At 56.1% G+C, this 7760-nt stretch carries 7 protein-coding genes and 1 tRNA gene; all 8 read left to right on the top strand.

Annotation, left to right across the window (positions count from 1 at the left end; genetic code table 11):
- On the top strand, positions 1–226 hold a 226-nt coding region (locus C4885_RS16810; RefSeq protein ID WP_207657601.1), incomplete at its 5' end, for a hypothetical protein.
- Between the two features lie 66 nt (positions 227–292).
- Entirely contained in the window at positions 293–1495 is a 1203-nt protein-coding gene (locus C4885_RS14450) for an acetyl-CoA carboxylase biotin carboxylase subunit family protein (protein ID WP_114001005.1), read from the top strand.
- Positions 1496–1700: 205 nt separating this feature from the next.
- Positions 1701–2693 carry a diacylglycerol kinase family protein gene (locus tag C4885_RS14445; protein WP_158538918.1) on the top strand — a complete coding sequence of 331 codons (993 nt, stop codon included), beginning with the start codon at positions 1701–1703 and terminating at the stop codon, positions 2691–2693.
- An 85-nt stretch (positions 2694–2778) separates the two neighbouring features.
- The gene (gene lon, locus C4885_RS14440; RefSeq protein ID WP_114001003.1) at positions 2779–5223 is read left to right on the top strand and encodes an endopeptidase La; all 2445 of its coding nucleotides are present in this window, start codon (positions 2779–2781) and stop codon (positions 5221–5223) included.
- Between the two features lie 35 nt (positions 5224–5258).
- Positions 5259–5849: a ribosome biogenesis GTP-binding protein YihA/YsxC gene (gene yihA, locus C4885_RS14435; RefSeq protein WP_114001006.1), complete on the top strand. Its 591-nt coding sequence runs from the start codon at positions 5259–5261 to the stop codon at positions 5847–5849.
- A gap of 3 nt (positions 5850–5852) precedes the next feature.
- Entirely contained in the window at positions 5853–6626 is a 774-nt protein-coding gene (locus C4885_RS14430) for a class I SAM-dependent methyltransferase (RefSeq protein WP_114001002.1), read from the top strand.
- Positions 6627–6661: 35 nt separating this feature from the next.
- Entirely contained in the window at positions 6662–7573 is a 912-nt protein-coding gene (hslO, locus tag C4885_RS14425) for an Hsp33 family molecular chaperone HslO (RefSeq protein ID WP_114001001.1), read from the top strand.
- Positions 7574–7685: 112 nt separating this feature from the next.
- Positions 7686–7758 (top strand) — tRNA-Gly (locus C4885_RS14420).
- Positions 7759–7760: the final 2 nt, after the last annotated feature.

Raw genomic sequence — 7760 nt, 5'->3', positions numbered from 1 at the left:
TTTTGGCAACGCAGATGCCGTGCCGCAGCTGCCGGAGCGGTGCTTAAGCCGCAAGGCGGGAATTGTGCGGTGTTGCCCTAAATATCAAACAATAAAACAACTTTATTATAATATACACGCAGTAAAATATCAACGCAAACCATGCCATTTCTGCCCCATGCCGGGCATGGCAGCAATCCACCGTGGGCGAAAAACACCTTGCATCCCGCCGCAACAGTGGATATAATGTAAAATTATACAAAATAATAAAGTTTCATGCCGCTGCGGTGGCCGGAAAAGGGGTACAGGAAAAATGAATTTTGTTTTTATTTCACCGCATTTCCCGGAAAATTACTGGAATTTTTGTGACCGCCTGCGTGCCAATGGCGTAAATGTGCTTGGCATTGGCGATGCCCCTTACGAAACGCTGCCCGCCCTGCTCAAAAGCGCACTGACCGAGTATTACCGTGTGGACAACATGGAAAACTATGATGAAATGCTGCGCGCCATGGGCTTTTTCACTTTCAAGTATGGCAAGATCGACTGGGTAGAAAGCAACAATGAATATTGGCTGGAACAGGATGCCCGCCTGCGGACAGATTTTAATATCACCACCGGTATTAAATCCGCTGAGATCGAAAAGTTTAAGCGCAAATCCGTGATGAAAACCTACTACCAGAAAGCCGGTATCCCCACCGCCCGCTGGTGTGTGACGGCAGATGTAACGGAGGCCCAGGCTTTCGCCAAAACTGTCGGCTGGCCCGTCATTGCCAAGCCAGATAACGGCGTGGGGGCAAACGGCACCCATAAGTTCAAGAATAAAACCGAGTTGAACAGATTTTTCCAGCAGGAGGGCCCCAATGCGGCCAACTATATCCTGGAAGAATTTGTGGATGGTGAGATCGTGACCTTTGACGGCGTGGCCGATGCCAATGCCGAGCCGATCTATGCCGCCAGCCATGTTACGCCGGACAGCATCATGGAGATTGCCCATGGCAAAAAGCCGATGTGGTACTATGTTGCACCGGAAATCAGCCCCGAACTGCGCAAAATGGGCGAAGCTGCCTTGAAAGCCTTTGATGCCAAAAGCCGCTTTTTCCATCTGGAATTCTTCCGCCTGAAAACCGCCAAGCCCAGTCTGGGCAATGCGGGGGATATCCTGGGGCTGGAAGTCAACATGCGCCCGGCTGGCGGCTATACGGTGGATATGCTCAACTATGCCGGCGGGCTGGACCTGTACCAGATTTGGGCCGATATGGTGGCATTCGGCGCTGCGCACCATCCGCTGGCGCGTTACCACCGCTACTGCTGCTGTGCGGGCCGCCACGATGAACTGCGCTACCGCATGCCGCATGAGGAGCTGCTGAAAAAGTACCGCTCCTGCCTGAACGCGGCTCCGCGCCTGCCGGAAGTTCTGGCCCGCGAAATGGGGGACCAGCTGTACATTGCCAGCTTTGAGGACGAAGCCGCCATGCAGGCGTTCCGCCGCGATGCCCTGGCCCGCCCGCGCGAATAACAGCAGGCAAAAATGGAGCGGACAAATCGGACAAAATCGAACATCTTGTGAATTTTATCCGCACAAATTGTAACATCTTGTAGTAAGCACTTGCTATTTACAGCCAAACCAGATACAATATATTCTGTATTTTTGGAGCCAGAAATAAGAGCTGCTACCCCCGTGAAGGGCAAAGCGGTTCCGATTGGGCAGAAGGAGCACCGCGGTGGAACAGGTATTTTTCATCAACCCCGTTGCAGGAAAACGGGATGCAAGCGCAGAGCTTGTGCCCCGGATCCAGGCGGCGGCCCGCCAGCTCCAGCTGCCCCAGCCTCAAATTGTTGTCACACAGTATGCCGGTCAGGCTCGCGAAGCAGCCCGCCGGTATGCGGCATCCGGTACCCCGGTGGCGCTGTATGCCTGCGGTGGAGATGGAACGCTGAACGAGCTGGTTCAGGGCGCGGCAGGCAGCGCGAGTGTAGCGGTCGGCTGTGTGCCCTGCGGCAGCGGGAACGACTATGTGCGCAACTTCGGCGCGGCGGGTCAAGCGCCTTTTTTAGATTTTGCCGCCCAGCTGCAGGCACAGCCCTGCCGGGTGGACCTGCTGCAAACATCCCTTGGTATCGGAATCGATATCTGCGCCGCCGGGCTGGACGCTCAGGTGGCATATGGCATCCCAAAATTCCGGCGGCTGCCGGGATGCGGGGGAACAGCAGCCTATACGCTCTCGATTCTACAGGCTATGCTCAGCCGCTTCGGCCACAAGCTGCGCGTTGCGATCGACGGCAAAGAGTATACCGGTACTTATATGATGGCGGCCATCTGTAATGGCGGCTATTACGGCGGCGGTTATCAGGCTGCGCCCTATGCAGCCATGGATGACGGCCTGCTTGATATTGTGCTGGTCAAACCCATCTCCCGCATTCAGGTTGCGGGAATTTTGGCCAAATACAAAGCCGGGCGGCACATGCAGGATGCCGATACCATCGTGCCGGAGTTCCGCAGCTTTATGACCTTTTACCGTGCCCGCAGCGTGGAAATGCAGGTGCTGGACAACCGCCCCATCATTGCCACAATTGATGGCGAGTGTGCCCCGGTGATGGAGTTGAAAGCGGAAGTTCTGCCATCTGCGTTGAATGTGCTGCTGCCGCGGCCTGCCTGCGGCAGCGCGGTCATCCGTGGGCTGTACGAATGCCCGATGCAGGCAAAAGCAAAATAAAACCATGGCAAACGCGCCAGAACAAAGCGCTGATTGCCGTACTTGAAATAAAATCCGCGGCCAGCTGGCCCGGGGAGGGAAAGATATGTCAGAAGCAAAAGTAAGGGTTCGTGTGGCCCATAACGCCATGCACCTGCCGGTGGTTGCACTGCGCGGGCTGGTGGTGTTCCCCAATAATGTGGTCCACTTTGAGGTGGGCCGCCAGAAGTCCATTGCCGCCATCGAGGCTGCCATGCACGCCAACAGCAATATTTTTCTGATTGCACAAAAGGATATGGAGACCGAGGAGCCCACTGCCCAGGATCTGTATGCCTATGGCGTCATTTCGGAAATTAAGCAGGTGCTGCGTGTATCCGAAGATCTGGTCAAGGTACTGGTAGAAGGAAAGTCCCGTGCTAAACTGCTGGACTTGGATGCCAGTGGCAAATACCTGCAGGCTGATGTCCGCCCCGCTCCCGTGCGCGGTGTGGCACCAGATAAGCGCACCCAGACCGAGGCGTTGGTTCGCAGCCTGAAAGAGTGCTTTGAGGAGTATCTCTCCTACAGCCCGCAAATCTCCAAGGATGTGGTGTATAACATCGTCTCCTCGGATAATCCGCTCTACCTGAGCGAATATATGCCGGCCAACCTGCTGCTGAAATATGAGGACAAGCAGACCATTCTGCAGGAAAATTCCATCCCCAGCCGGTTGGAAAAGCTCCTGCTTGTGATGCGCCAGGAATGTGAAGTGCTGGCCATTGAGAAAGAACTGGACGATAAAGTGAACGTCCAGATGGATAAAAACCAGCGCGATTACTACCTGCGGGAACAGATGCACATCATCAGCGAAGAACTGGGCGATGCCGAAGATACCCGTGCCGAAGCGGAAAAGTATGCCCAGAAGATTCAGGACCTGCACCTGGATGCCGCCAGCGAGGAAAAGCTGCTGAAAGAATGCGAGCGCCTTGGCAAAATGGCCGGCAACCAGGCTGAGATCAGCGTGATTCGCAGCTATCTGGATACCGTCATCGGCCTGCCCTGGCACACCTTTACCAAGGATGATCTGAACCAGGCCCATGCCCGCAAGGTGCTGGACCATGACCACTATGGTCTGGAAAAGGTCAAGGAGCGCATTCTGGAAATTCTGGCCGTCCGCCAGCTCAATACGGATGTCAAGGGCCAGATCATCTGCCTGGTCGGCCCTCCGGGTGTCGGCAAAACCTCCATTGCGCGCTCCGTTGCCGCCTGCATGGACCGCAACTTTGCCCGCATGAGCCTTGGCGGCGTGCATGACGAAGCCGAGATCCGCGGCCACCGCCGTACATACATCGGCGCAATGCCCGGCCGCATCATCAGCGCCATCAATACCGCCAAGTCCTCCAACCCGGTCATCCTGCTGGATGAGATCGACAAGCTGGCAGGGGACTACCGCGGCGATCCTTCCAGCGCCCTGCTGGAAGTGCTGGACCCTGAACAGAACAAGACTTTTAAGGATAACTATCTTGATATCCCGTTTGACCTCAGCAACGTGCTGTTCATTACCACCGCCAACGATGCTTCCCACATTCCCGGCCCGCTGTATGACCGTATGGATGTGATTGAACTGCCCAGCTATACCCGCGTGGAAAAGTTCAACATCGCCCGCCGCCATCTGCTGCCCAAACAGCTCAAAAATAACGGCCTGGAATCCCGCGTTACCATGGCCCCGGCGGCGCTGTATGAGATCATTGACGGCTACACCCGCGAAGCCGGCGTGCGTACTCTGGAGCGCACCATCACCGCCGTGCTGCGCAAGTGCGCTCAAAAGATCGCCGCAGGGGAAAAAGATAAGATCAATGTTACCCCTGCCATGGTCAAAGCAATGCTCGGTCCCGAAAAGGTCAAGCCGACCTTTATTTCCCGCACCGATGCTGTTGGCATTGCCAACGGCCTGGCCTGGACCAGCGTGGGCGGAGAGATGCTTCCCATCGAAGTTTCCATCATCCCCAACGGATCCGGCAAGGTGGAGATCACCGGCAGCCTGGGCGATGTAATGAAAGAGAGCGCTCACCTGGCATTGACCTATGCCCGCGTGCATGCCGAAACCTACCACATTGCGCCGGATAAGTTCAAGAACACCGATATCCATATCCATGCCCCCGAAGGCGCTGTACCCAAGGATGGCCCCTCCGCCGGTGTCACCCTGACCACCGCGCTGATTTCTGCGTTGTCCGAGATTCCGGTTCGCCACAACCTTGCCATGACGGGCGAAATCACCCTGCACGGCAATGTTCTGCCCATCGGCGGCCTGAAAGAAAAGAGCATGGCAGCCTTCCGCGAGGGCATTTCCACCGTGCTCATCCCTGAAGCCAACAAGCCCGACCTGTACGAGGTGGATGAGGAGGTCAAAAAGGCCGTCAAGTTCATCCCCGTCAGTGACCTTTCTCAGGTGCTCAAACATGCACTCATCCTGCCCGCAGCATCCGCTGCCCACAAACGCACCATGCCGCAGGCTACCCAGCTGATCGCAACCGAGCAGAGCACCGCCAAGGAACCTGCTGCCGTGATGTGACCAACGCGGAAAAGCCGGAAAAGGGAGTTGTATTTATGAATTATAATCGCAGTGAATTTCAGGCATCCTATGGCCTTTCCAGCCAGCTGCCGGAAAGCGACCGCCCGGAATTTGTCTTTTCCGGCCGTTCCAACGTGGGCAAATCCAGCCTGATCAACAGGCTGTGCAACCGCAAAAATCTGGCGCGCGTCAGCGCAACGCCGGGCAAAACGGCAACCATCAACTTTTACCGTGTGGATACCGCCTATTTTGTGGACCTGCCCGGCTATGGTTACGCCAAGGTGTCCAATGCGGATCGTGAGCGCTGGGACGAGCTGATCAACAGCTATTTTGAAGCGGACCGCGCGCTGAATGTGCTGGTGCAGCTGCTGGACAGCCGCCATGCCCCCAGCGCGGACGATGTGCAGATGATGGAATACCTGCACTTCCACCGGATTCCCTTTGTTGTGGCGCTGACCAAGGCGGATAAGCTCAAAAAATCTGAGATGACCGCCCAGCTGGAAGAGTTCCGCATCACCTGCGCCCCCTATGGCTGCAAGCAGGTGTTTTTGACCAGCGCCGAAAAGGGGACCGGGGTCGAAGAACTGCGCCAGTATCTGGATGCCTGCCTGGCACCGGAGGCCTAAACCATGGCGTATCAGGAATTTGCCTATTTTTATGACGAGTTCAACGGCGCAGCTGATTATGATGCGCTGTTCGCCTATGTGACCGGGGAGCTGAAAGCCCACGGCATCCAGGATGGCATTGTGGCAGATTTCGGCTGCGGCACCGGCGAGCTGACCCTGATGCTGGCCCAGGCTGGGTACGATATGATCGGCATTGACGTTTCGGAAGAGATGCTCAGCGTCCTGCGGGACAAAGCCGATGCCCTTGGCCTGCCGCTGACCAACCCCATGCTGCTGTGCCAGGACCTTTTGCAGTTGGACCTGTACGGAACCATCCGCGCCGCGGTTTCCACTTTCGATACCTATAACCACATCGGTCCGCTGGAAAACTTTGAAAAGGCCATCGCAAAAGCCGCGTTCTTTATGGAAAAAGACGGCGTTTTTGTGTTTGACCTGAACACACCCTATAAGCATGAAAAAGTGCTTTCCGGCCAGACTTTTGATTTTGATGAGGATGACGCCGCCTGCCGCTGGAGCAACCGCTATGACCCACAGACAGGTCGCGTGGACCTCAGCATTGATATCCACTATAAAGATACCGGGGAAGACTTCCATGAATCTTTCTCGGAATACAGCTACCCGCTTGATACCGTCAAAGCGCTGCTAACCAGATACGGCTTTGACCCGGTCAAAATTGCCGATGGCGAAAGCTTTGGCCCTGTCCGGCCGGACAGCCAGCGCTGGATCATCACGGCAGTCAAGCAGTATACACAGGAAGCAGACGGCAACCCGGCCTAACCGCCGCACCCCTGCTTCGGGAGGTCATTGATTCTATGTGTGAAACAAAAAATGAAAACAGCAGCAACCTGCTGCGCGGCATTTCGGAAAACGGCGGCATCCTGTTCTATGGCATTGATTCCACCGCCATTGTGCGCCGAATGGAGCAGCTGCACAAAACCAGCGCCGTTACCACCGCAGCCCTGGGCCGCCTGCTGACCGGTGTTGCCATGATGGGCCAGATGCTCAAATCGGATTCTGATTCTGTCACCGTACAGATCAAGGGCGGCGGCCCGGCGGGCCGTATTCTGGCCGTTTCCAACGGCGCGGGCGATGTAAAAGGCTATGTCGAAAACTCTATCGTGGAGCTGCCCCCGCGCGCGGACGGCCACCTGAACGTCGGCGCTGCCGTGGGTAAGGATGGCACGCTGGATGTGATCCGCGACCTTGGTATGCGGGAACCCTATATCGGCCAGGTGCCGCTGGTTTCCGGTGAGATTGCCGAGGATATCACCAACTATTTTGCCATCAGTGAGCAGACACCAACGGTCTGCGCGCTGGGCGTTCTGGTCAACCCGGATCTGACGGTGCAGTGCGCGGGCGGTTTTATCGTGCAGCTCATGCCCGGCGCAACCGAGGATGAGATCACCCGCCTGGAAAAGAATATCGGCGCAATGCCCGGCATTACTACCCTGCTGCAGCAGGGTAAAAGTATTCCCGATATCCTGAATATGGCGCTGGACGGCTTTAACCCCGAACTGCTGGATTCCACCCGCATTGACTATTGCTGTGATTGCAGCCTGGACCGCGTGGAGCGCACCATCCGCAGCCTTGGCAAAAAAGAGGTGGAGAAACTGCGCGATGAAGACCCCATTGCCGAGGTCAACTGCCAGTTTTGCGGCAAACAGTACAAAGTAGACCTGAATGACCTGCTGAAAAACTGGCCGGACACCGTAGAAAAGCAGTAAACGTATGACTTTTTGAAAAAATAGGCGAAAAAAGCTTGACTTTTTACATCGAATGCCATATAATAGCATTCGTCGCCCGGAGAGAGCGCGACAAAACCAAACTCTCCACCATGCGGCCGTAGCTCATCTGGTAGAGCGCCACCTTGCCAAGGTGGAGGTAGCGAGTTCGAGCCTCGTCGGCCGCTCC

The sequence above is a fragment of the Subdoligranulum sp. APC924/74 genome (assembly GCF_003324125.1).
GTDB lineage: Bacteria > Bacillota > Clostridia > Oscillospirales > Ruminococcaceae > Gemmiger > Gemmiger qucibialis.
Note: the sequence above shows the minus strand (reverse complement) of the source record. Positions and strands in the feature narration are given on the sequence as shown.

Bases quoted from the DNA above. Each gene is read 5' to 3' on its own strand.
- hslO (WP_114001001.1), top strand. From the start codon at position 6,662: ATGTGTGAAACAAAAAATGAAAACAGCAGCAACCTGCTGCGCGGCATT.
- C4885_RS14430 (WP_114001002.1), top strand. From the start codon at position 5,853: ATGGCGTATCAGGAATTTGCCTATTTTTATGACGAGTTCAACGGCGCA.
- lon (WP_114001003.1), top strand. From the start codon at position 2,779: ATGTCAGAAGCAAAAGTAAGGGTTCGTGTGGCCCATAACGCCATGCAC.
- yihA (WP_114001006.1), top strand. From the start codon at position 5,259: ATGAATTATAATCGCAGTGAATTTCAGGCATCCTATGGCCTTTCCAGC.
- C4885_RS14450 (WP_114001005.1), top strand. From the start codon at position 293: ATGAATTTTGTTTTTATTTCACCGCATTTCCCGGAAAATTACTGGAAT.